Annotated in this window: 22 protein-coding genes; 12 read left to right on the forward strand and 10 right to left on the reverse strand. The window is 58.9% G+C overall.

The window, feature by feature from the left end; all coding sequences use genetic code 11:
• Positions 1–232: 232 nt before the first annotated feature.
• A complete protein-coding gene (gene gdhA / locus ABTV29_RS03835) occupies positions 233–1,570 on the forward strand; it encodes an NADP-specific glutamate dehydrogenase (RefSeq protein WP_433768908.1) in 1,338 nt (445 codons plus the stop codon).
• Here the strand turns inward: gdhA and ABTV29_RS03840 are convergent.
• From ABTV29_RS03840 to ABTV29_RS03855, 4 genes are all read right to left on the reverse strand, one after another.
• Positions 1,567–2,061, reverse strand: coding sequence for a GreA/GreB family elongation factor (locus ABTV29_RS03840; RefSeq protein WP_433768909.1), 495 nt, complete (start codon positions 2,059–2,061; stop codon positions 1,567–1,569). The two genes, gdhA and ABTV29_RS03840, sit on opposite strands and share 4 nt — an antisense overlap.
• A gap of 70 nt (positions 2,062–2,131) precedes the next feature.
• Positions 2,132–2,488, reverse strand: a complete 357-nt coding sequence (locus tag ABTV29_RS03845; protein ID WP_433768910.1) for a hypothetical protein — start codon at positions 2,486–2,488, stop codon at positions 2,132–2,134.
• A gap of 218 nt (positions 2,489–2,706) precedes the next feature.
• Positions 2,707–4,560, reverse strand: coding sequence for an Lnb N-terminal periplasmic domain-containing protein (locus ABTV29_RS03850; protein WP_433768911.1), 1,854 nt, complete (start codon positions 4,558–4,560; stop codon positions 2,707–2,709).
• A 218-nt stretch (positions 4,561–4,778) separates the two neighbouring features.
• Entirely contained in the window at positions 4,779–5,267 is a 489-nt protein-coding gene (locus tag ABTV29_RS03855; RefSeq protein WP_110964961.1) for a DUF3015 domain-containing protein, read from the reverse strand.
• A gap of 287 nt (positions 5,268–5,554) precedes the next feature.
• On the opposite strand from ABTV29_RS03855, the gene ABTV29_RS03860 reads away from it, so the two are divergent.
• Positions 5,555–7,993: a Lon protease family protein gene (locus tag ABTV29_RS03860; protein ID WP_433768912.1), complete on the forward strand. Its 2,439-nt coding sequence runs from the start codon at positions 5,555–5,557 to the stop codon at positions 7,991–7,993.
• 118 nt (positions 7,994–8,111) lie between these two features.
• On the opposite strand, the gene ABTV29_RS03865 is transcribed toward ABTV29_RS03860, so the two are convergent.
• Positions 8,112–8,300 carry a hypothetical protein gene (locus ABTV29_RS03865; RefSeq protein WP_433768913.1) on the reverse strand — a complete coding sequence of 63 codons (189 nt, stop codon included), beginning with the start codon at positions 8,298–8,300 and terminating at the stop codon, positions 8,112–8,114.
• Here ABTV29_RS03865 and ABTV29_RS03870 point away from each other — a divergent pair.
• Entirely contained in the window at positions 8,299–8,640 is a 342-nt protein-coding gene (locus ABTV29_RS03870; RefSeq protein ID WP_433768914.1) for a hypothetical protein, read from the forward strand. The two genes, ABTV29_RS03865 and ABTV29_RS03870, sit on opposite strands and share 2 nt — an antisense overlap.
• 5 nt (positions 8,641–8,645) lie before the next feature.
• Here the strand turns inward: ABTV29_RS03870 and ABTV29_RS03875 are convergent, their stop codons facing one another.
• On the reverse strand, positions 8,646–10,475 hold the full coding sequence (locus ABTV29_RS03875; RefSeq protein WP_433768915.1) for a hypothetical protein: 1,830 nt from the start codon (positions 10,473–10,475) through the stop codon (positions 8,646–8,648).
• A gap of 159 nt (positions 10,476–10,634) precedes the next feature.
• Here ABTV29_RS03875 and ABTV29_RS03880 point away from each other — a divergent pair, with 159 nt between their 5' ends.
• The 3 genes from ABTV29_RS03880 (at position 10,635) to ABTV29_RS03890 (ending at position 12,302) form a co-directional block, all read left to right on the forward strand.
• A complete protein-coding gene (locus tag ABTV29_RS03880) occupies positions 10,635–11,123 on the forward strand; it encodes a TIGR00645 family protein (RefSeq protein ID WP_433768916.1) in 489 nt (162 codons plus the stop codon).
• A 131-nt stretch (positions 11,124–11,254) separates the two neighbouring features.
• Positions 11,255–11,563, forward strand: coding sequence for a DUF6482 family protein (locus ABTV29_RS03885; RefSeq protein ID WP_433768917.1), 309 nt, complete (start codon positions 11,255–11,257; stop codon positions 11,561–11,563).
• Positions 11,564–11,684: 121 nt separating this feature from the next.
• Positions 11,685–12,302, forward strand: coding sequence for an FKBP-type peptidyl-prolyl cis-trans isomerase (locus ABTV29_RS03890; RefSeq protein WP_433768918.1), 618 nt, complete (start codon positions 11,685–11,687; stop codon positions 12,300–12,302).
• A 133-nt stretch (positions 12,303–12,435) separates the two neighbouring features.
• On the opposite strand, the gene ABTV29_RS03895 is transcribed toward ABTV29_RS03890, so the two are convergent.
• From ABTV29_RS03895 to ABTV29_RS03905, 3 genes are all read right to left on the reverse strand, one after another.
• The gene (locus tag ABTV29_RS03895; protein ID WP_433768919.1) at positions 12,436–12,693 is read right to left on the reverse strand and encodes a PA4570 family protein; all 258 of its coding nucleotides are present in this window, start codon (positions 12,691–12,693) and stop codon (positions 12,436–12,438) included.
• A gap of 204 nt (positions 12,694–12,897) precedes the next feature.
• Positions 12,898–13,239 (reverse strand): zinc ribbon domain-containing protein YjdM, encoded by a 342-nt coding sequence (locus tag ABTV29_RS03900; protein WP_008028840.1) that lies wholly within the window; start codon positions 13,237–13,239, stop codon positions 12,898–12,900.
• Between the two features lie 184 nt (positions 13,240–13,423).
• Positions 13,424–14,392 (reverse strand): polyprenyl synthetase family protein, encoded by a 969-nt coding sequence (locus ABTV29_RS03905; RefSeq protein WP_433768920.1) that lies wholly within the window; start codon positions 14,390–14,392, stop codon positions 13,424–13,426.
• 238 nt (positions 14,393–14,630) lie between these two features.
• On the opposite strand from ABTV29_RS03905, the gene rplU reads away from it, so the two are divergent.
• From rplU to ABTV29_RS03930, 5 genes are all read left to right on the forward strand, one after another.
• The gene (gene rplU / locus ABTV29_RS03910) at positions 14,631–14,945 is read left to right on the forward strand and encodes a 50S ribosomal protein L21 (protein WP_007950961.1); all 315 of its coding nucleotides are present in this window, start codon (positions 14,631–14,633) and stop codon (positions 14,943–14,945) included.
• 35 nt (positions 14,946–14,980) lie between these two features.
• The gene (gene rpmA, locus ABTV29_RS03915; RefSeq protein ID WP_003281574.1) at positions 14,981–15,238 is read left to right on the forward strand and encodes a 50S ribosomal protein L27; all 258 of its coding nucleotides are present in this window, start codon (positions 14,981–14,983) and stop codon (positions 15,236–15,238) included.
• A gap of 193 nt (positions 15,239–15,431) precedes the next feature.
• Positions 15,432–16,655: an Obg family GTPase CgtA gene (gene cgtA / locus ABTV29_RS03920; protein WP_110964952.1), complete on the forward strand. Its 1,224-nt coding sequence runs from the start codon at positions 15,432–15,434 to the stop codon at positions 16,653–16,655.
• A gap of 122 nt (positions 16,656–16,777) precedes the next feature.
• On the forward strand, positions 16,778–17,896 hold the full coding sequence (gene proB, locus ABTV29_RS03925) for a glutamate 5-kinase (protein WP_175378863.1): 1,119 nt from the start codon (positions 16,778–16,780) through the stop codon (positions 17,894–17,896).
• Positions 17,897–17,908: 12 nt separating this feature from the next.
• Positions 17,909–18,373 (forward strand): CreA family protein, encoded by a 465-nt coding sequence (locus tag ABTV29_RS03930; protein ID WP_433768921.1) that lies wholly within the window; start codon positions 17,909–17,911, stop codon positions 18,371–18,373.
• 115 nt (positions 18,374–18,488) lie between these two features.
• On the opposite strand, the gene rpsT is transcribed toward ABTV29_RS03930, so the two are convergent.
• The gene (rpsT, locus tag ABTV29_RS03935) at positions 18,489–18,767 is read right to left on the reverse strand and encodes a 30S ribosomal protein S20 (RefSeq protein ID WP_007970922.1); all 279 of its coding nucleotides are present in this window, start codon (positions 18,765–18,767) and stop codon (positions 18,489–18,491) included.
• A gap of 252 nt (positions 18,768–19,019) precedes the next feature.
• On the opposite strand from rpsT, the gene murJ reads away from it, so the two are divergent.
• Positions 19,020–20,558 (forward strand): murein biosynthesis integral membrane protein MurJ, encoded by a 1,539-nt coding sequence (gene murJ / locus ABTV29_RS03940; RefSeq protein WP_433768922.1) that lies wholly within the window; start codon positions 19,020–19,022, stop codon positions 20,556–20,558.
• Positions 20,559–20,564 lie beyond the last annotated feature (6 nt).

Below are 20,564 nucleotides of genomic sequence, written 5' to 3' on the forward strand. Positions count from 1 at the left end.
CGTACCCCTGTAGGAGCAAAGCTTGCTCGCGAAGACGGAGTCATTGGTGGTGCAGGGGCTGACTTGCAAATCCCTTTTTCGGTGCAAGAGTGGTCGATAATCGGACCGAATTTATATGCAATGCACCATTTAATTTCATAAAAGCGACATTTTGCGCTGTTCCAGTGCGTGAATCGTTTGTTACAGTCCGGCTCAAATTTTCCAACGACAATAAATTTGCCGAGACTTTTCCATGATCGAATCCGTTGAATCCTTCCTCGCCCGCCTCAAACAGCGCGACCCTGACCAGCCTGAATTCCACCAGGCCGTTGAAGAAGTTCTGCGCAGCCTGTGGCCCTTTCTCGAGGCCAACCCGCACTACCTGACCTCGGGCGTTCTGGAGCGGATCTGCGAGCCGGAGAGGGCAATCGTGTTCCGGGTATCCTGGGTCGACGATCATGGCAAGGTGCAGGTCAATCGCGGTTTCCGCGTGCAGATGAACAGCGCCATCGGCCCGTACAAGGGCGGTTTGCGCTTCCATCCTTCGGTGAATCTGGGCGTATTGAAATTCCTTGCTTTCGAGCAGACCTTCAAAAACTCACTGACCTCGCTGCCCATGGGCGGCGGCAAGGGTGGCTCGGACTTCGATCCGAAAGGTAAGAGCGATGCGGAAGTGATGCGCTTCTGCCAGGCCTTCATGAGCGAGCTGTACCGCCATATCGGTGCCGACGTTGACGTGCCGGCCGGTGATATCGGCGTCGGCGCCCGCGAGATCGGTTTCCTGTTCGGCCAATACAAGCGCCTGAGCAACCAGTTCACCAGCGTGCTGACCGGCAAGGGCCCGAGCTACGGCGGCAGCCTGATTCGTCCGGAGGCGACCGGCTTCGGTTGCGTGTACTTCGCCGAGGAAATGCTCAAGCGTCGCGGTGAAACCGTCGAAGGCAAGCGCGTGGCGATTTCAGGTTCCGGCAACGTCGCGCAATACGCGGTCCGCAAGGTCATGGACCTGGGCGGAAAAGTGATTTCGCTGTCCGACTCCGAAGGCACGCTGTATTGCGAAAGCGGTTTGACCGAGGAGCAATGGCAGGCGGTGCTGGAGCTGAAGAATGTCCAGCGTGGGCGTATCCGCGAGCTGGCTGGCCGCTTCGGCCTGGAGTTCCTCGCCGGTCAACACCCGTGGGGGCTGAGCTGCGACATCGCACTGCCGTGCGCCACCCAGAACGAACTGGACGCCGATGCCGCGCGAACCTTGCTGCGCAACGGCTGTGTCTGTGTGGCTGAAGGCGCGAACATGCCGACCACGCTTGAGGCGGTGGACCTGTTTATCGAGGCGGGGATCCTGTTCGCGCCGGGCAAGGCATCCAACGCCGGCGGGGTGGCCGTGAGCGGGCTGGAGATGTCGCAGAATGCCATGCGCCTGCTGTGGACCGGCGGTGAAGTGGACAGCAAGCTGCACGCCATCATGCAGTCGATCCACCACGCTTGCGTGCATTACGGCGAAGAGAACGGCCAGGTCAACTACGTGAAAGGCGCGAACATCGCCGGCTTCGTCAAGGTAGCCGAAGCCATGCTGGCCCAGGGCGTGGTCTAAGTCGGCTCGATGCGGATGATCTCGATCAACTGATCGCCGGCCGGGCGTTGCCACAGCACTTCATCATTGAGTTGTGCCCCGAGCAGCGCCCGACCCAGGGGCGAGCCCCAATTGATCAGGCCCTTGGCGGCCGCCGCCTGGTCTTCGCCGACCAGTTGCACGCGGCGCTCGGTGCCGTGTTCATCCGCGTAGGTGACCCAGCTGCCGATCTGCACCTTGCTGTTTGAAGTTGCAGCTGGAACCACCTGGGCACTTTGCAGGCGTTGAAGGAAATAACGTAAATCGCGCTCAAGGTTTGCCAGCAGCTGCTTGTCGGCCTGATCGCCGAGCGCCGATTGTTCGCCGTGCAGGGCCTGCAGCTCGGCGACCTTGTCCTGCAACTGGGCAAGGCCGGCGGGCGTGACGTAGTTGGGCTGCGCACTGACCTGACGTTCGACCGGCTGATCGGCTTGCGCGGCGGCGTTATCTTCATTGACGAAGGCGCGACTCATGGTTTCCTTCCGTTATAGGGTTTGGGCCATGGTTGCAGGCTTTTGGTTTCGGTGGATGTCTGTCAGCGACCTATGGCGAGTGATAGGCCCTGGCGGTGTCCTGGTCTTTTTGCTGTTGCCAGGCTTTTTCGCGCTCGTCCCGATGGCTGTTGTGATAGTCCTCGCGTTCCTGGCTCTCGCGCATGGCCTGACACTGGCGAAAGCCATCGCTCCAGCCTTCGGCGTAGATGTTGTCTTTCAGATAGCGCGGCACGTCTTTGCGAAACTCGCCGGTGATGGCTCCTGCGGCTTGCCGGCCACTGCTGCAGCCATCATCGAAACCATCGGCGAACGCTGGCGGATAACCCTTGGCAATCAGATCTTCGTGGGTTGTCTGGCAACCTGCGATCAACAGCAACACACCAACCACACCTGCACAACGCCACATCCTGGACTCCCGCACGGTTTAACGGCCTATATGGAAAGTCTAGGTGCGGGGTCGTCAGGTGTTTGTGCACGGGCTGTGAAAAATCCATTCAACAACACCGAACCCCTGTAGGAGCGAGCCTGCTCGCGATAGCGGTGGATCAGTGAGCATTGATGTCGGCTGACACACCGCCATCGCGAGCAGGCTCGCTCCTACAGGGGAAATAGTGGGGTTGTTGATCAATAGTGATACCACTTCACCTCAAGCATCACTTCATTCTCCGGCGTGGCCAGGTGGCTGAATTCGCGCTGGGCACTCAGGCGTAACCCGAGGTTGCGCGACAACTCCCACTGCTGATTCAGGCTCAGGCTGCGACGCACTTCGCCATTGGTAAAAAAGTCACCCTTGGTTTCCAGGCTCAAGTTGCCCAGCGGGTTTTTCCACAGCACGCCCGTGTTGAAACCCGCAGCGGGTGCGATGAAACCGGCGAAATCGTTGTTGTGCTCCACGCGCACCGTGCCCAGGGCGAAGCCCAGCATGTCGTCGGCCAGTTGCCACGTACCGCCGCCACCGCCGTTGACATGGCTGACCAGGTTCTCGTCGTCATGCTTGCCCGGTACCCGTTCCAGGCCGCCGGTGACTTGCCACGACAGTGGCTGCAGCAACTCGTTGCGTGGCGTCAGGGAGCGGATGGTGGCCAGGTCCAGTTGCTGCACCTGCCAGTCATTGCCTTCGTATTGGCGCAGTTTCAGTTGCAGGATCTCGATCTGCGCGCCGAGGGGAAAACTCTCGGAGTTGTCGTTGAGGTCGTGATAGGCCATGCGCAGGCCATATTCGCCAAAGGCACGGTCGCCTCGGGTGCCGATGCCGGCCTGCCAGGTGCGGGATTCGTGACCATCCTCGGGCAGGCCGGGTTGCGGGATGTCCAGTTCCGGTGCCGGGTTCTGGTTGATCGCCCGCAGAAGTTCGAAACTTCGCTGCGCCCGTGCCGGGTCACGTTCCTGGCCGTTGGCCCGATAGCGTTCAAGGCGATAGGCCGCGTCGATGATCAGCGCCTGGCGGTCCCGGGGTTGCGCCTTGAACGCTGGTGTTTGCAGTTGTTTTTGGTCGGCACTGACTTTCAACACCCACTGTTGTTCTTCATCGCTCAGTGGCTCGGCGCGACTGAGCAACTCCCTTTCACGGGATGGGCGGTACTGGATGGACTCCACCAGCCCGGCCTCTTTCACGGCCTTGACGGTGTCGGTGGGAATGGCGGTCAGCGGGAATTGTTCGGTCAGGCGCAAGCTCGGGCGCGCCACTTGCAGCAACTCCAGCAGGCGGTAGGAGCAGTTTTCGTCGAAGAAGAAGTAGTCGAACTGAATCTGTTTGAGCTCCCAGACATGCTCGACCATGCGCGCGGTTTCGGCCTGGGTCAGGTTCAGGCGGTACTCCCACAGGTCGCGGTTCTCCAGACTGCGGTATTCCGAGAGCTTTTCCTGGTACGGCACCAGCGCAAACAGGCCCGGATAGCCCCCCATCAAGCCTTTCCAGGCGTACAGGATGCTGTTGTCCGAACCTTCAATGTAGGCGCCGAAGTTGATCGCATAACTGAGCAGCGAGGTTTTGTCGCTCTGGACATCCGCCTGATCGATGCGCAGCAGGGTATGACCGAACATCGAGGACGGGCTGTTGAGGTAAGCCGCCGGGAAAATCATCACCGCGCTATGGGGCGAGACGTCCTTGAACCACTGCTTGAATTCAGTGCAGTCCGGCGCAGGCAGGTCGGTCAGGTTGAGCTGTGCTTTCAACCAGCGGGTACGTGCCGGATAGACGCATTGGGCATGTTGTTCGCCTGCACTGGCGGGGCCGTACAGGGCCTGCACGGTCGCGGCGAGTTCATGGTCGGGGTGGGCGTTGCCATCGGGCGCCAGGAAGAATTTCTTGTCGCTGACATAGCTGCGCCAGCCGCCGAGTTTGGCGGTTTCGTAGTGGCCCAGGGAAATCCAGAAGGGGTCGTTGGCCAATTGCTGCAAACGTTGATTGTCGATGAGTGGCGCGGCGGACAGCGGGGCGCAGACACAGAGCGCCAGCCAGGCGAGGCGTTTGAGCATAAGTGGCAACTTAAACAGGAAAAAATAAAGACCCGGCGCGGTTAATGCCGCTCTCTTGTAGGAGCTGTCGAGTGAAACGAGGCTGCGATCTTTTGATCTTTAAAAGCATCGCAGCCTCGTTTCACTCGACAGCTCCTACAGTTGATTGGCATTACCCAAAGAGGCGCTAGCCCAAAAAATAAAACCCGCTTCCCGAAAGAAGCGGGGCAGGGCCGAGCTTAAGCCTGCGTGGCGTACTTGGCCAGACGAGGGTCGTTCTTCAGAACGGCCATGGTGTTGGTATGCACATCTTCGGCGGTCACATCAGCCTTGCTGAAGATCTGCTGGAAGTGCTCGTGAGTGACGGCGGCGAAGTGCGCACGGTCTTCCGGCGCCACGCCCAGTACCACGGCGTAGGTCGTCAGCGCTTCGCCCTGACCCTTGGCCATGTCTTCGGACAGCTCGTTCATCATGCCATTCATGGCAAACCAGGATTTGCCGCCATAGGTCAGCGACGCGTTGGTGGAGCAACCGTTGGTGCCCGAGGTCATGCCGAAGGTTGCGTTACCGGAAGTGCCGTTGGTGGTGGATGCCAGGAAGTGAGCCGGAGTGCCACGCTGCCCTTCGAACAGCATGTTGCCCCAACCACAATCCGGGCCGCCTGGCGCCTGTGCCATGGCGTTGATGGATACAGCGGTGAAGAGAGTACCGAGAAGAATCCGTTTCATAGCTTTGTTCTCTTAGTGTGCAAACCAATGGACAAGGGGTCTGGCCCGGCTCAATACCCGACGGCGCCAGTTGGGCCGGTTATTAGTCCAGCCGCGCAGTTTGGAGTTTAGGCACGATCACGGGGTTCCGTGATTTTTTGCAGGGCATTCGCTGAAAACGGCGATTTGGCGCGGCTCTGCGCCGCGGTTTCCACTTGTCTATGCTTTGGTCTGAGGCGCTCCTTGCCAGTCAGGCACAGGCAGCGCCAGAATGCCGCTATCTGCCCCGCCTGATGTAAGGAAGCCCGATGCCTGATCCTGTTGCTGCCAGCTTGCGTCTAGCGCCTGAAGCGCTGACCCGTCCGTTTTCCGCTGAACAGTTCAGCTTCTCTACCACCAACGATCTGGAGCCCTTTCGCGGTGTGCTTGGCCAGGAACGCGCGGTCGAAGCCTTGCAGTTCGGCGTGGCCATGCCACGCCCCGGTTATAACGTTTTCGTCATGGGCGAACCCGGCACCGGCCGGTTTTCGTTCGTCAAACGCTACCTGAAGGCCGAAGGCAAGCGCCTGCAGACCCCGGCGGACTGGGTCTACGTCAATAATTTCGATGAAGCGCGCGAGCCCCGCGCACTGGAGCTGCCCTCGGGCACCGCCGGTACCTTCATCGGCGATATCAACGGCTTGATCGATAACCTGCTGGCCACCTTCCCGGCAGTGTTCGAACACCCGTCCTACCAGCAGAAAAAAAGCGCCATCGACCGTGCGTTCAACCAGCGCTACGACAAGGCACTGGACGTGATCGAGCGTCTGGCGCTGGAGAAGGACGTTGCGCTCTATCGTGACGCCAGCAACATCGCGTTCACCCCGATGCTCGAAGGCAAGGCGCTGGACGAGGCGGAGTTCGCCCAGTTGCCGGAAGCCGAGCGCGAGCGTTTCCACGATGACATTTCCGCTCTTGAAGAGCGCCTGAACGAAGAGCTGGCCAGCCTGCCGCAATGGAAGCGCGAGTCGAGCAATCAACTGCGCCACCTGAACGAAGAAACCATCACCCTGGCCTTGCAGCCGCTGTTGTCGCCGCTGTCGGAGAAATATGCCGAGAACGCGGCAGTCTGCGGTTATCTGCAGGCCATGCAGGTTTACCTGCTCAAAACCGTGGTCGAGCAACTGGTGGACGACAGCAAGACCGACGCCGTCGCCCGCAAACTGCTGGAAGAGCAATACGCCCCGAGCCTGGTGGTTGGTCACTCTGTCAGCGGCGGCGCGCCCGTGGTGTTCGAGCCGCACCCGACCTATGAAAACCTGTTCGGCCGCATTGAATACAGCACCGATCAGGGCGCGCTGTACACGACTTATCGCCAGTTGCGTCCGGGTGCCTTGCATCGGGCCAACGGCGGTTTCCTGATCCTTGAAGCGGAGAAAATGCTCAGCGAGCCGTTCGTTTGGGACGCGCTGAAGCGTGCCCTGCAGTCGCGCAAGCTGAAAATGGAATCGCCACTGAGCGAAATGGGGCGTTTCGCCACCGTCACCCTGACGCCGCAGCACATTCCGCTGCAGGTCAAAGTGGTCATCATCGGTGCCCGTTCGCTCTATTACACGCTGCAGGACCTCGATCCGGACTTCCAGGAGATGTTCCGCGTCCTGGTGGATTTCGATGAAGACATCCCGATGGTCGACGAAAGCCTGGAGCAGTTCGCCCAGCTGCTGAAAACCCGTACCTCCGAAGAAGGCATGGCGCCATTGACCGCCGATGCGGTGGCGCGTCTGGCGACTTACAGCGCGCGGCTGGCCGAGCATCAGGGGCGGTTGTCGGCGCGCATCGGCGATCTGTTCCAGCTGGTCAGCGAAGCGGATTTCATTCGCCATCTGGCGTCGGACGAAATGACCGACGCCGGTCACATCGAGCGGGCGCTCAAGGCCAAGGCAACCCGCACCGGGCGTGTCTCGGCGCGGATTCTCGACGACATGCTGGCGGGGATTATCCTGATCGATACCGCTGGCGCGGCGGTGGGCAAATGCAACGGCCTGACGGTGCTGGAAGTCGGCGACTCGGCCTTTGGCGTGCCGGCGCGGATTTCCGCGACGGTGTATCCGGGCGGCAGCGGCATCGTCGACATCGAGCGTGAGGTCAACCTCGGTCAACCGATCCACTCCAAGGGTGTGATGATTCTCACTGGATATCTGGGCAGCCGTTACGCGCAGGAATTCCCGCTGGCGATTTCGGCGAGTATCGCGCTGGAGCAATCCTACGGTTACGTGGATGGCGACAGTGCTTCTCTGGGCGAGGCGTGCACTTTGATTTCGGCACTGTCGAAAACGCCACTCAAGCAATGCTTTGCCATCACCGGTTCCATCAACCAGTTCGGCGAAGTGCAGGCGGTGGGCGGGGTCAACGAGAAGATCGAAGGCTTCTTCCGTCTCTGCGAGGCCCGTGGCTTGACTGGCGAGCAGGGCGCAATCATTCCGCACGCCAACGTGGCCACGCTGATGCTCGACGAGAAAGTGCTGGCCGCGGTGCGCGCGGGGCAGTTCCACGTCTATGCGGTACGCCAGGCCGATGAGGCGCTGAGCCTGCTGGTTGGCGAGCCTGCCGGTGAGCCCGACGAGAATGGCGAGTTTCCGGAAGGCAGCGTCAATGCGCGGGTGGTGGAGCGTTTGCGGGTGATCGCCGAAATGATCAGCGAGGAAGATCTGAAAGAGGCGGAGAAGGAGTTGGCCCAGGAAGCGCTGGCCGAAACCAAACCCGCCTGATAGTTACACCGACCCACTGTAGGAGCGAGCTTGCTCGCGATTGCGGCGTGTCAGTCAGCAAAAATGTTGACTGTCAGATCGCTATCGCGAGCAAGCTCGCTCCCACATTCGCACCCAGTCAAATCTGCGAAAGTGCCATCACTCTGGCGTCAATCTTCACACTATGACCGCTCGGCGCCTTCTGGTGTCGAAAAGCCTGCATCTCGAACTTTTCTTCTATTCTCTGCTCAAGGACAGAGACAGTAATCAGGATCGAAACAGCTTCCCGCGGAGGCTGAATACCGGATTTACCGAGGGTCGCCGCCATGTCGCGCAACCTCTGCCTCACCCGTCAGTGCCTGGGTCTTGTGACCCGTATCGAATGCGCCATCAAGCCGTTGGCTGGCGATACAGGCATGTGGACCTTACTCTTCGCCGCCGGAATGGCCGGCGAGCAACCTTCAGCCATCAAAGCCCAAGGCCCGTTTCATGGCCCCTTCGTGGCCGAATCCATCCTCGATACCATTGTTGAAAGCCTGACCCTTCACGGTTACGAGTTGGCCGACGACCCGCAGATCTGGTGCCTGCACCTGCAGGCCCAGCTACGGGAAATCAACGGGGGGCGTTGCCGCAGCGTCGGTGGTCCGGATTTCCGGCCCGAGCATTGACTGCGTTATTCGACCAGTTTGGTCATGTCGGCCTTGTCGAGTTTGACCTCGTAACCGTATTGCACGGTGGCGAGGTCAGTCCTTTGATAGGTTTCCAGGCGCGTGGGATGACCGTAGAAATAATGCACGGCAAATAGCGACGGGCCTTGCTCGCTCGCGTCATGATTGACCGCCAGAATTTCCTTGAGGTAATGCCCGCTGTCGTCCTTGGCGTAGAAGCGCCAGTCCTGCTCGGGAAACACTTTCAGATCCACCACCAGCGCATTGCCCTTGAGCTCCAGGCCCTTGGGCAGTTGGCGGGCGTCGATGCTTTGTTTGTCGATCGTGGCAAGGAACAGCGGGATGGAACCCACCGCATAGGCCGGCGTTTCCGGAAACAGATTCAAATCGTAAGTAATGGTGCCGCGCAGCGGATCGACCTGATAGGCCTCTGCTGGCAGTTCGATGGGCTCGTCGAGTTTGCCCTTGCTGTTCTCCGTGAAGAAACTCACCGGGCTTTCGCCGGGATTGAAGGATGTGCCGAGCAGTTCGTCATTGAAGGTCCTGAGGTGGCTGAATTCGATCCGTGCTGCACTCGGGTCGTCCACTGACTGACTGATGCTGACGTTATTTTTCAGTTGTTCCTCGGTCAGCGTCGCGCCCTTGAGCCAGCTCGGCGCCTGATCGTCGTACACCAGCACCGGCAAATCCAGGGGCTGAATGGTCTTTTGCGTCGTGTGGCGATCGAAGCGCCGTACCGGCAGGTTCAGGTCCCTGCGGGTAACTGTGACCGTCGAGAAGTCCAGCAGGCTGACTTCGAGGGTGTCGATCGATCCGTTGAAATAGACCTTCGAGTAATGGCGGGTCTGTTGCTTCTCGAAGGCGCGTTGTTCTTCATCGATCTGTGTTTCGAACGCTTCGCTCCAGCTTTTCTGCTGCTGCATTTTCGCCAGCTGACGCTGATAGAAGGCCACCTGGGCGGCGGTCTCGTTGATCGAGCCGGAGCGTGAAAGAAATTGTCCGGTGCTGTCGCGCGCCTGGGCAATCAGCGGGTTCAGCGACGTCTCGCCGATCTCCGCAGCCTGTGGCGCGCTGTTGTTGTATTCGATTTCCGCGTAGTTCTTGCCCAGTTTCACCAGGGTGACGCTGAGGTTGTCGTTGGTTCGGGTCTGGCCAACATCCTTTTTGCCGAGGTCGAAGCTGTAGAGCCGGCGGGGCGCGATGACTTCCACCTTGCCTTGCAGGCTGACCGGTTGCGGCTGGTTCTTGATGTCGACATCCAGGCCCTCGATGAATGGGTAGGTTACGGTCAGGTCATCGGGGTTGGTCAGGTTGGAGCTCGAGGGGCTCAACTGGATTCCGGGGTCGGTTTCCGACCATTCCGGTTGATAGGCAATCACGCGTTTGTTGCTCAGGGTGACCGACTGCCACTCCAGGCCGTGTGGGAAAAGGAACGTCGCCGGAATGCTGAAGTTGAAAGGAAACACCGGCTGCAGGTCGGTCAAATAGTCGGAGCTGGAATCTTTGTGCAGCACGAAAAGGCCGTTGATGTAGGTGTCGACCAAGGCCTGTGGCGTGGGGTAGTGCTTGAGGACGGCGAGGGCATCTTCACCGTACTCGGTCACCACCGGCTTGCTGGCGAGCCTGAGTTGCGCCCGTTCCAGCAGCAACAGCGAGCCACCGAGTTCGGCCACGGCGTCCTTGAGCTTCGGGTCGGAAATGGCATCCAGGGATTTTTCGAACTGCGCGGTCTTCTCCTCGAGGCTGACCTCATGCTTCTCGTCGCCGGGCGAGCAGCCGCCCAGCACGAGCGCCAGAAGGATTGCGGCACTGGTCAAAGGCAAACGCACATCCATTTCCAGTCTTCCTGTCCGATAACACTGAACTGTCAATGGTTTGGACACTAGCAGAAAAATTTCGACATACACGCGCAGGTGGCGGATTTACGGGCGGTTTATGGGGGCAACAAGCGGCTGTTATACTCGCGGCCATTTTCAGACCACGTGTGAGATTCAATGGAACGCTTTATCGAAAACGCAATGTACGCCTCCCGCTGGCTGCTGGCGCCGATCTACTTTGGCCTGTCCCTTGGGCTGCTGGCCCTGGCGCTGAAATTCTTCCAGGAGATCCTGCACGTTTTTCCCAACGTGTTTTCGATGCTTGAGTCGGATCTGATCCTGGTGCTGCTGTCGTTGATCGACATGGCGCTGGTCGGTGGTCTGCTGGTGATGGTGATGATTTCCGGTTATGAAAACTTCGTCTCCCAACTGGACATCGACGACAACAAGGAAAAGCTCAACTGGCTGGGCACCATGGACTCGTCTTCCCTGAAGATGAAGGTGGCGGCGTCCATCGTGGCGATTTCTTCCATCCACCTGCTGCGCATCTTCATGGATGCCAAGAACGTCGATCCACAGCATCTGCAGTGGTACGTGATTATTCACATGACGTTCGTGGTGTCGGCATTCGCCATGGGTTACCTGGATAAAGTGACAAAGCACTGATCGCTGTTCATGCCCGTTACCCGCCGCCCGTCTGTTGCAAAACAGACGGGCGGTGTCGTTTGTGGCTTGTGCTTTGATGCGTCGAGGCATATCCCTGTAGATAGTGATTCGCCACTGTGTGAGGTGCTTTCATGAACCTGCAAGAGCTGAATGCCTATGCCGTCGCCGGAAAGGTCGATGAGCTGAACCTGATTTCGATGGAAGGCGGTATCTACCTGCTGGAGGCGCGGATGCATGGCGCAGCCTATCCATTGAGCGATACACACGGCCACATGATGCACCTTCGCTCGGTCGAACACGCCCGCGATGTGCTGCGTTCCTTTCCCAAGTTGAACTTCAACCTCGTGCATCATTTGGTGCATGACGAGATGTGCGGGCTCGGTGGCATTGACGAGAGCCTGAAGGTGCCGATCGACCAACGCACTGCGCGACAGGTCTGACAGCCCTGATCAACACCATGGCATCTGTGCTAGTCTGCTGGCCCTTTTGGTTCCGGGCGCTCCGGGACGCGCTGTGCACGCACGGCAAGTTCCAGGGCCGTCCGCACAGCGGAGCAGTGTCATGTCCGAAGTAAATCTGTCCACCGACGAAACCCGCGTCAGCTACGGTATTGGCCGTCAGCTGGGCGATCAACTGCGCGACAACCCGCCACCGGGTGTAAGCCTGGACGCCATCCTGGCAGGCCTGACCGACGCTTTCGCCGGCAAGCCAAGCCGCGTTGGCCAGGAAGAAATGTCCGCCAGCTTCAAGGTGATCCGCGAAATCATGCAAGCCGAAGCTGCAGCCAAGGCTGAAGCAGCCGCTGGTGAAGGTCGTGCCTTCCTGGCTGAGAACGCCAAGCGTGACGGCATCACCACCCTGGCTTCCGGCCTGCAGTTCGAAGTACTGACTGCCGGCGAAGGCGCCAAGCCATCCCGTGAAGACACCGTGCGTACTCACTACCACGGCACCCTGATCGACGGCACTGTGTTCGACAGCTCCTACGAGCGTGGCCAGCCTGCAGAATTCCCGGTTGGCGGCGTGATCGCCGGCTGGACCGAAGCCCTGCAACTGATGAATGCCGGCAGCAAATGGCGCCTGTACGTGCCGAGCGAACTGGCTTACGGCGCCCAAGGCGTTGGCAGCATCCCGCCGCACAGCGTACTGGTGTTCGACGTCGAGCTGCTCGACGTTCTGTAATGCCTGGCCCGATTTCAGATCGGGCTAATGTGGGAGCGGGCCTGCTCGCGAATCGGTCTGACATTCAACACTGATGTTGTCTGGCATACCGCCTTCGCGAGCAAGCCCGCTCCCACTTTTTTTGCGGTGTTTTTCATATTTCGATCTTATGGTTCAGATCCTGCGAGGGGCGCAACGCCCGGGCATAGCAGAACAGGAACAGATTTCTCACCACTTCCTTGAGCACCACCGGCTCGTTCGAGCTCAAGCCATTGAGGTCCAGGTCTCCCTGATCCTGCAGCTCGCTCAAGGCTTCCTCTTCAAGTACTGCACAGACTTCCCCGGTTTCCCGATGCAGAATCCTCAGGTAAGGGTGTGGGCGGTCGAGCCAGGCATCGATCAAATAAGTCATGTCTCATCTCCATTGAATGATTTCAATGAGAATAATTCCTATTCAATAAATAGCAAGGGACGATTGGCGGATTGCAGGTTTTTCCGGGTAAAGATTGCGTAAGGTCAAAACGACTGGCGCTTTGCTATTGCGTGGGCTGGCTGGGTGAGGCGGGAGAGGGCGAGGCGCCATCCCGCGGCGGGCGCGGGATGGAATGCAGCGAAATCAGACTTTTCTGACGAACTCGGACTTGAGTTTCATGGGGCCGATGCCATCGATCTTGCAATCGATGTCGTGATCGCCGTCGCACAGGCGGATGTTCTTGACCTTGGTACCGACCTTGACCACCAGGGATGTGCCCTTGACCTTCAGGTCCTTGATGACGGTGATGGTATCGCCATCCTGCAGGACGTTGCCGACCGAGTCCTTTTTCACTGCGTCATCCGACGCCGCTTCGGCTTCACCGCTGGCGGACCATTCATGAGCGCACTCGGGGCAGATCAGCTGTGCGCCGTCTTCATAGGTGTATTCGGAATTGCATTTCGGGCAGGGAGGCAACGTGCTCACTAAGGCTCCTTGAATTCAGGATCGCTAAAAAGCGCACATTGTATAGGGTTTTAGGCGGGAGAGGGCGGAGCCGGAAAAACTGTGGGAGCGAGCCTGCTCGCGATAGCGATCTGAGAGTCAACATTTTTGCTGACTGACACGCCGCAATCGCGAGCAAGCTCGCTCCCACAGGAGGTGTTCGATATCAGTGCGTGCGGGCTACCGCAAATTCGCTCAATTCCACCAGTGCATCGCGATACTCGCTGGCAGGCAGCGCTTCGAGGCATTTGATCGCGCGGGCCACGTAATCGCGGGCCAGTTTTGCGGTGTACTCCAGCGAACCCGAGGCTTCCACGGCAATGCGGATGCTTTCCAAGTCTTCGATACCGCCTTTCTGGATCGCCTTGCGCACCAGGGCTGCCTGTTCCGGTGTCCCTTCGCGCATGGTGTAGATCAGGGGCAGGGTCGGCTTGCCTTCGGCCAGATCGTCGCCGACGTTCTTGCCCAGGGTTTCCGCGTCGCCCTTGTAGTCCAGCAGGTCGTCGACCAGTTGGAAGGCCACGCCCAGGTGGTCGCCAAAGGTGCGCAGGGCCTCGGCCTGTTCCGGCGTGGCTTCGCACAGGGCGGCGGCGCTGTGGGTCGAGGCTTCGAAGAGCATCGCGGTCTTGCCGCGGATGACTTCCATATAGGTTTCTTCGGTGGTGCTGGCGTCACGGACCTTGGACAGTTGCAACACTTCGCCTTCGGCGATGACGCGCGTGGCTTGCGAAAGAATCTTCATCACTGGCATGGAGCCCAGTTCGACCATCATTTCGAAGGAGCGCGAGTACAGGAAGTCGCCCACCAGCACGCTTGGGGCGTTGCCCCACATGGCGTTGGCGGTCGAGCGGCCACGGCGCATGCCGGACATGTCGACCACGTCGTCATGCAGCAGGGTCGCGGTGTGCAGGAATTCGATGGTCGCGGCGAGCAGGCGCAGGTCATCGCCTTCGCGGCCCAGTGCCTTGCCACACAGCAATACCAGTAAAGGGCGAAGGCGTTTGCCGCCGGCCGAGGTGATGTAGTCGCCGATTTTCGATACCAGCGGGACTCGGGAAGTCAGCTGCTTCTTGATGATGCCGTCGACGGCGCTAAAATCGTCCGCGACCGCGCGGTAGAAGGCTTGGGGTTGCATCAGCGACAGTCGCTCCAGAAGGGTTGCGCGGCATGCTAGGACCCACGTCCGGGCCTGTCAAGGCGCGATGGACGGCCTATTGCAAGGCGCTCGTGCCTTGCGTACAATCGCGCACCCTGAACTTCCTGGGCAGCACCTGCCTTACGCAATTGCAAGCGGCCTCCAGCCTCATGCAGCCATGCCAGCCAATACCTCTTCTTATAAAGAGCTGGGTGAGCAGGATTATCGGAGAAATACCATGTCTTATGCAGTAATCGTTACTGGCGGCAAGCAGTACAAAGTCGCCCCAGGTGAATACCTGAAGATCGAAAAACTGGAAGTCGCTACCGGCGAATCCGTTACCTTTGATCGCGTTCTGTTGGTTGCCAACGGTGACGACGTGAATATCGGCGCTCCAGTTGTTGCTGGCGCTACCGTTGTGGCTGAAGTGATCTCCCAAGGTCGTCACGATAAAGTCCGCATCATCAAGTTCCGTCGCCGTAAGCACCACATGAAGCGTATGGGCCACCGCCAGTGGTACACCGAGATCAAAATCACCGGTATTCAGGCTTAATTTCAGCCTAATTCCTCACTAGGAGAATTGAACTCATGGCACACAAAAAAGCTGGTGGTAGTACCCGTAACGGTCGCGACTCAGAAGCCAAACGCCTTGGCGTGAAGATGTATGGCGGCCAGGCTATCAAAGCAGGCAACATCATCGTGCGTCAGCGCGGCACCCAATTCCACGCTGGCTACGGCGTTGGCATGGGTAAAGATCACACTCTCTTCGCTAAAGTCGAAGGCGTGATCAAGTTCGAAGTAAAAGGCGCCTTCGGTCGTCGTTACGTGAGCGTTGTCGCAGCCTAACTGCGAGAATGCTGGAGAAGCCCTGTCTTGCGACGGGGCTTTTTCGTTTGTGGGGTGAGTCTCTTGCAAAGCTGTTTGTATGGGCTGTCGGCGTGCGATGCGGGTCGTGTTTTGGGGTCGCTGCGCTCATCTTTGCAAGAGTCTTATGTCTTAGTGTTTTTCGGCTCGTCCGTATGGCGAGAGGCGTTTTGTTATGAAGTTTGTTGATGAAGTATCGATCCGAGTAAAGGCTGGCGACGGCGGTAACGGTTGCATGAGTTTCCGTCGCGAAAAATTCATCGAAAACGGCGGTCCGAACGGCGGTGATGGCGGTGACGGCGGTTCCATCTACATGATGGCCGACGAAAACCTCAATACCCTGGTGGACTACCGTTACACCCGGCACTTCGATGCCGAGCGTGGCTCCAACGGTGGCAGCACCGACTGCACCGGCAAAAAAGGTGAAGACCTGGTCCTGCGCGTGCCAGTCGGTACCACCGTGATCGACTCCGCTACTCAGGAAGTCATCGGCGACCTGACCAAGGCTGGCCAGAAGCTGCTGGTGGCTCACGGCGGCTGGCACGGTCTGGGCAACACCCGTTTCAAATCCAGTACCAACCGTGCGCCACGTCAGACTACGCCGGGCAAGCCGGGCGAGCAGCGTGATCTCAAGCTGGAAATGAAGGTGCTGGCGGACGTGGGTCTGCTGGGTTTGCCGAACGCAGGCAAAAGTACCTTTATTCGCTCGGTATCGGCCGCCAAGCCGAAAGTCGCCGATTACCCGTTCACCACCCTGGTGCCAAACCTGGGCGTGGTCAGTGTCGATCGCTGGAAAAGCTTCGTGATTGCGGACATTCCAGGTCTGATCGAAGGCGCATCCGATGGTGCGGGCCTGGGGATTCGCTTCCTCAAGCACTTGTCGCGTACCCGTCTGTTGCTGCATCTCGTCGACATGGCGCCGCTGGATGAGTCCGATGCTGCCGAGGCGGCTGAAGTGATTGTCAACGAACTGACCAAGTTCAGTCCGTCCCTGGCTGAGCGTGATCGCTGGCTGATCCTGAACAAAAGCGACCAGATCCTCGAAGAAGAGCACGATGCTCGCGTCAAGGAAATCGTTGATCGCCTGGAGTGGACCGGTCCGGTCTACGTGATCTCGGCCATCGCCAAGCAGAACACCGAGCGCCTGTGTCACGACATCATGCGTTACCTGGAGGATCGTGCCGATCGTCTGGCGAATGATCCGGCCTACCGTGAAGAGCTGTCCGAGCTCGATCAGCGCATCGAAGACGAAGCTCGCGCCCAGTTGCAGGCGCTGGATGATCAGCGTGCTCTGCGTCGCAGTGGCGTCAAGTCCGTTCACGACATCGGCGACGATGATTGGGACGAAGAAGATGTGGATGATGAAGATGGTCCGGAAATCATTTACGTGCGTGACTGATCCGTTGCGATAAACTTAAGCGCCGCTCAATCGAGCGGCGTTTTAGTATCTGGAAATCGGTAGTCACGAATAACGTACGGGCAGCGCCGGGTCGCGCTGTCCTCGAGCTAAGGTTGAAGATGATGCGGAGCAAGGTGACGGGTGCGCAGCGTTGGGTCGTGAAAATCGGCAGCGCTTTGCTGACAGCGGACGGCAAGGGCCTGGATCGCGCGGCAATGGGTGTCTGGGTTGAACAGATGGTGGCCCTGCATGAAGCGGGTGTTGAGCTGGTGCTGGTGTCCTCCGGGGCGGTGGCGGCCGGCATGAGCCGTCTGGGCTGGACCTCGCGACCCAGTGCGATGCACGAACTCCAGGCTGCAGCTGCAATCGGCCAGATGGGGTTGGTGCAGGCCTGGGAGTCGAGCTTTGCCGAGCATGGCCGGCATACCGCGCAGATTCTGCTGACTCACGATGACCTGTCCGACCGCAAGCGCTACCTGAATGCCCGCAGCACCTTGCGCGCTTTGGTCGAGCTGAAGGTCATCCCGGTGATCAATGAAAACGACACTGTAGTCACCGACGAAATCCGTTTCGGCGATAACGACACGTTGGCGGCGCTGGTAGCCAACCTGGTCGAGGCGGATCTGTTGGTGATCCTGACGGATCGCGACGGCATGTTCGATGCCGATCCGCGCAACAATCCCGATGCCCAGCTGATTTACGAAGCGCGTGCCGATGATCCGACGCTCGATGCGGTAGCGGGCGGGACCGGCGGTGCGCTGGGGCGTGGCGGCATGCAGACCAAGTTGCGTGCGGCGCGTCTCGCGGCGCGTTCCGGGGCGCATACGATCATTGTCGGCGGGCGGCTGGAGCGCGTGCTGGATCGCCTCAAGGCGGGTGAGCGCATCGGTACCTTGCTTTCGCCTGAGCGCGGCATGCTGGCGGCGCGCAAGCAGTGGCTGGCCGGGCATCTGCAAACCCGTGGCACCCTGGTGCTGGATGCGGGGGCGGTGACGGCGCTGTCTGAGGGCAACAAAAGTTTGTTGCCGGTTGGGGTGAAGCTGGTTCAGGGCAGCTTCCGTCGCGGCGAGATGGTGGTGTGCGTGGCGCCGGACGGTCGAGAGATCGCCCGTGGCCTGGCTAACTACAGCGCCCTGGAGGCGCAAAAAATCATCGGTCAGTCGTCTGATGCGATCGTCGGTTTGCTGGGGTACATGGCTGAGCCGGAACTGGTTCACCGCGATAACCTGATACTGGTCTGAAGGAATATCTGAATGCGTATGGCAAAAGGATTGTTGGGGTTGCTGCTGGCGATGCCGTTGCTGGCTTCGGCCGAGGAAATCGGTCAGGTGTCGACGGTGTTCAAGTTTGTTGGCCCGAACGACCGAATCGTTGTCGAGGCATTCGATGATCCGAAGGTCGAAGGTGTGACCTGCTACCTTTCGCGCGCCAAGACCGGCGGTGTGAAGGGTGGCTTGGGTCTGGCTGAAGATCGCGCCGAAGCATCCATTGCCTGTCGTCAGGTCGGGCCGATCAAGTTCAGGGGTGAGCTGAAGGATGGGGAAGAGGTGTTCAAGGAGCGCACTTCCCTGGTGTTCAAGACCATGCAGGTGGTGCGCTTCCTCGACAAGAAGCGCAATACCCTGGTGTATCTGGTCTACAGCGATCGCTTGATTGAGGGCAGTCCGCAGAATGCGGTGACGGCGATTCCGATTTTGCCGTGGGCCAGCGCTCAGTAATTCAGGTGCATCAAAATAATGGGGGCTGATGCTCCCATTATTTTTGCCTTGGATTTATCAAATCGCAGGCAATAAAAAACCGACCCTGGGGTCGGTTTTTCAGTGAACGAGTCGCTTAGGCAGCAGCGGCAACGTTCAGGGCCTTGACGTGGCCATTCAGGCGGCTCTTATGACGAGCAGCTTTGTTCTTGTGGATGATGCCTTTATCGGCCATACGGTCGATAACAGGCACAGCCAGAACGTAAGCAGCTTGAGCTTTTGCAGCGTCTTTTGCGTCGATGGCTTTAACTACATTCTTGATGTAGGTACGAACCATGGAACGCAGGCTGGCGTTGTGGCTGCGACGCTTCTCAGCCTGTTTTGCACGTTTTTTGGCGGAAGGTGAGTTGGCCACCGTCGAGCTCCTCGAAAGACTTTTTAGGAAATAGCAAACAAAATAGGCCGCGAATCATGCCGATGAGTTGAAGTCTTGTCAAGGGCGCTTGAAACGTTCCGCTAAGTGGTAGGCGTGGTGCGACGGGATATTTCTTTCCGGCGTGTGACCTGTAAACTCGCGAGCTTTGGCTCTGTGCTGTTGCGGCGCGGAGTATCGCATAAGTAGGCGCGTAGTTCGCCTGCTGTTTATCGACAGGCACATACTTTTTCAATGAATCTGCTCAAATCGTTGGCCGCCGTCAGCTCTATCACGATGCTTTCCCGGATTCTCGGGTTTGTTCGTGACACCCTCATAGCGCGCACATTCGGCGCGGGAATGGCGACCGACGCCTTCTTTATTGCCTTCAAGCTGCCCAATCTGTTGCGGCGCATCTTCGCCGAAGGCGCTTTTTCCCAGGCGTTCGTGCCGATTCTTGCCGAATATAAAAGCCAGAAAGGCGATGAGGCGACACGAACGTTCATCGCTTACGTCGCGGGACTGTTGACGCTGGTGCTGGCGCTGGTGACGGTGTTGGGCATGCTTGCCGCGCCCTGGGTCATCTGGGTCACGGCCCCGGGTTTCACCAATACCCCGGAAAAGTTCGAGCTGACCTCGAGTCTGTTGCGGGTGACCTTTCCCTATATTTTGCTGATTTCCCTGTCTTCACTGGCCGGCGCAATCCTCAACACCTGGAACCGCTTTTCGGTGCCGGCATTCGTGCCGACCCTGCTGAACGTCAGCATGATCATCTTCGCGTTGTTCCTGACGCCCTATTTCGATCCGCCTGTCATGGCGCTGGGGTGGGCCGTTCTGGCCGGCGGCCTGGCACAGTTGCTCTATCAGCTGCCGCACCTGAAGAAAATCGGCATGCTGGTGCTGCCGCGGATCAACTTGCGCGATACCGGCGTCTGGCGAGTGATGAAGCAGATGCTGCCGGCGATCCTCGGGGTATCGGTCAGTCAGATTTCGCTGATCATCAACACCATTTTCGCTTCGTTCCTGGTCGCGGGCTCTGTCTCCTGGATGTATTACGCCGATCGCCTGATGGAGTTGCCGTCCGGGGTGTTGGGGGTGGCATTGGGGACAATTCTGCTGCCAACCCTGGCCAAGACTTACGCCAACAAGGATCGTCAGGAGTATTCACGGATCCTCGATTGGGGCCTGCGCCTGTGCTTCCTGCTGGTATTGCCTTGCGCCCTGGCGCTGGGGATTCTTGCCGAGCCGCTGACGGTTTCGCTGTTTCAGTACGGTCAATTCAATGCATTTGATGCTGCGATGACTCAGCGGGCGTTGATCGCCTATTCGGTCGGTTTGCTCGGGATTATCGTGATCAAAGTGCTGGCTCCGGGCTTTTATGCGCAACAAAACATCCGCACGCCGGTAAAAATTGCGATTTTCACCCTGGTAGTCACTCAGCTGTTCAACCTGTTGCTGATCGGTCCGCTGGCGCACGCCGGACTGGCACTGGCGATCAGTGCGGGAGCCTGTATCAATGCTGGTTTGCTCTTCTATCAATTGCGCAAACAGCAGATGTACCAGCCGCAACCGGGTTGGGCTAAGTTCGGCTTCAAGCTGGTGGTTGCGGTGACGGTCATGTCCGCCGTGCTGCTGGGCGGGATGCATTTTATGCCGGCTTGGGGCGAAGGGCAGATGCTTGAACGCTTCCTGCGCCTGGGCGCGCTGGTAGTCGCAGGTGTGGTGGCGTATTTCGGCATGTTAGTGTTGATGGGCTTCCGCTTGCGCGACTTCAATCGCAAGGCGCTGAGCTGAGGATAA

This window comes from Pseudomonas putida (genome assembly GCF_050989985.1).
Lineage (GTDB): Bacteria > Pseudomonadota > Gammaproteobacteria > Pseudomonadales > Pseudomonadaceae > Aquipseudomonas > Aquipseudomonas putida_AI.

Coding starts and splice junctions, on each gene's coding strand:
- gdhA (WP_433768908.1), top strand. CDS start 233: ATGATCGAATCCGTTGAATCCTTCCTCGCCCGCCTCAAACAGCGCGAC.
- ABTV29_RS03840 (WP_433768909.1), bottom strand. CDS start 2,061: ATGAGTCGCGCCTTCGTCAATGAAGATAACGCCGCCGCGCAAGCCGAT.
- ABTV29_RS03845 (WP_433768910.1), bottom strand. CDS start 2,488: ATGTGGCGTTGTGCAGGTGTGGTTGGTGTGTTGCTGTTGATCGCAGGT.
- ABTV29_RS03850 (WP_433768911.1), bottom strand. CDS start 4,560: ATGCTCAAACGCCTCGCCTGGCTGGCGCTCTGTGTCTGCGCCCCGCTG.
- ABTV29_RS03855 (WP_110964961.1), bottom strand. CDS start 5,267: ATGAAACGGATTCTTCTCGGTACTCTCTTCACCGCTGTATCCATCAAC.
- ABTV29_RS03860 (WP_433768912.1), top strand. CDS start 5,555: ATGCCTGATCCTGTTGCTGCCAGCTTGCGTCTAGCGCCTGAAGCGCTG.
- ABTV29_RS03870 (WP_433768914.1), top strand. CDS start 8,299: ATGTCGCGCAACCTCTGCCTCACCCGTCAGTGCCTGGGTCTTGTGACC.
- ABTV29_RS03865 (WP_433768913.1), bottom strand. CDS start 8,300: ATGGCGGCGACCCTCGGTAAATCCGGTATTCAGCCTCCGCGGGAAGCT.
- ABTV29_RS03875 (WP_433768915.1), bottom strand. CDS start 10,475: ATGGATGTGCGTTTGCCTTTGACCAGTGCCGCAATCCTTCTGGCGCTC.
- ABTV29_RS03880 (WP_433768916.1), top strand. CDS start 10,635: ATGGAACGCTTTATCGAAAACGCAATGTACGCCTCCCGCTGGCTGCTG.
- ABTV29_RS03885 (WP_433768917.1), top strand. CDS start 11,255: ATGAACCTGCAAGAGCTGAATGCCTATGCCGTCGCCGGAAAGGTCGAT.
- ABTV29_RS03890 (WP_433768918.1), top strand. CDS start 11,685: ATGTCCGAAGTAAATCTGTCCACCGACGAAACCCGCGTCAGCTACGGT.
- ABTV29_RS03895 (WP_433768919.1), bottom strand. CDS start 12,693: ATGACTTATTTGATCGATGCCTGGCTCGACCGCCCACACCCTTACCTG.
- ABTV29_RS03905 (WP_433768920.1), bottom strand. CDS start 14,392: ATGCAACCCCAAGCCTTCTACCGCGCGGTCGCGGACGATTTTAGCGCC.
- rplU (WP_007950961.1), top strand. CDS start 14,631: ATGTCTTATGCAGTAATCGTTACTGGCGGCAAGCAGTACAAAGTCGCC.
- rpmA (WP_003281574.1), top strand. CDS start 14,981: ATGGCACACAAAAAAGCTGGTGGTAGTACCCGTAACGGTCGCGACTCA.
- cgtA (WP_110964952.1), top strand. CDS start 15,432: ATGAAGTTTGTTGATGAAGTATCGATCCGAGTAAAGGCTGGCGACGGC.
- proB (WP_175378863.1), top strand. CDS start 16,778: ATGCGGAGCAAGGTGACGGGTGCGCAGCGTTGGGTCGTGAAAATCGGC.
- ABTV29_RS03930 (WP_433768921.1), top strand. CDS start 17,909: ATGCGTATGGCAAAAGGATTGTTGGGGTTGCTGCTGGCGATGCCGTTG.
- murJ (WP_433768922.1), top strand. CDS start 19,020: ATGAATCTGCTCAAATCGTTGGCCGCCGTCAGCTCTATCACGATGCTT.